The 1,473-nt window shown below is 56.8% G+C and carries 1 rRNA gene; it reads left to right on the plus strand.

The features are described from left to right. Positions 1 to 245: 245 nt before the first annotated feature. Positions 246 to 1,473, plus strand: a 16S ribosomal RNA gene (locus ACZ402_RS20290); the annotation flags it as partial.

Here is a 1,473-nt window from a genome sequence, read left to right on the forward strand (position 1 = left end):
GGTGTGTGTCGGTTGTTTGAGAACTCAACAGTGTGCTTGTTAGTCAATGCCAATTTTTGTCCCTGTGGCATGGCTGGCTGTTCTTGCCCGTCCGGGTGGGGTGGTTGGTTGTGTCTGGGATTCCTTTGGTTGATTTCGGAAGATGATGTCATCTTTCGTGTTGATGCCAGTTTTGTGAACCCGGTTGGGTTCGCTTCGTATGGATTGTTCATCACTGGGCTGTGCTTGGTGGTGGGCGTTGTTCATTTACGGAGAGTTTGATCCTGGCTCAGGACGAACGCTGGCGGCGTGCTTAACACATGCAAGTCGAACGATGAAGCCCAGCTTGCTGGGTGGATTAGTGGCGAACGGGTGAGTAACACGTGAGTAACCTGCCCTTGACTTCGGGATAACTCCGGGAAACCGGGGCTAATACTGGATATGAGCCGTCCTCGCATGGGGGTGGTTGGAAAGTTTTTCGGTCAGGGATGGGCTCGCGGCCTATCAGCTTGTTGGTGGGGTGATGGCCTACCAAGGCGACGACGGGTAGCCGGCCTGAGAGGGCGACCGGCCACACTGGGACTGAGACACGGCCCAGACTCCTACGGGAGGCAGCAGTGGGGAATATTGCACAATGGGCGCAAGCCTGATGCAGCGACGCCGCGTGAGGGATGAAGGCCTTCGGGTTGTAAACCTCTTTCAGCAGGGAAGAAGCGCAAGTGACGGTACCTGCAGAAGAAGCGCCGGCTAACTACGTGCCAGCAGCCGCGGTAATACGTAGGGCGCAAGCGTTGTCCGGAATTATTGGGCGTAAAGAGCTCGTAGGCGGTTTGTCGCGTCTGGTGTGAAAACTCGAGGCTCAACCTCGAGCTTGCATCGGGTACGGGCAGACTAGAGTGCGGTAGGGGAGACTGGAATTCCTGGTGTAGCGGTGGAATGCGCAGATATCAGGAGGAACACCGATGGCGAAGGCAGGTCTCTGGGCCGCAACTGACGCTGAGGAGCGAAAGCATGGGGAGCGAACAGGATTAGATACCCTGGTAGTCCATGCCGTAAACGTTGGGCACTAGGTGTGGGGCTCATTCCACGAGTTCCGTGCCGCAGCAAACGCATTAAGTGCCCCGCCTGGGGAGTACGGCCGCAAGGCTAAAACTCAAAGGAATTGACGGGGGCCCGCACAAGCGGCGGAGCATGCGGATTAATTCGATGCAACGCGAAGAACCTTACCAAGGCTTGACATGCACGAGAAGCCACCAGAGATGGTGGTCTCTTTGGACACTCGTGCACAGGTGGTGCATGGTTGTCGTCAGCTCGTGTCGTGAGATGTTGGGTTAAGTCCCGCAACGAGCGCAACCCTCGTCCCATGTTGCCAGCGGGTTATGCCGGGGACTCATGGGAGACTGCCGGGGTCAACTCGGAGGAAGGTGGGGATGACGTCAAATCATCATGCCCCTTATGTCTTGGGCTTCACGCATGCTACAATGGCCGGTACAA

The organism is Cellulosimicrobium sp. NPDC030954, assembly GCF_055571305.1.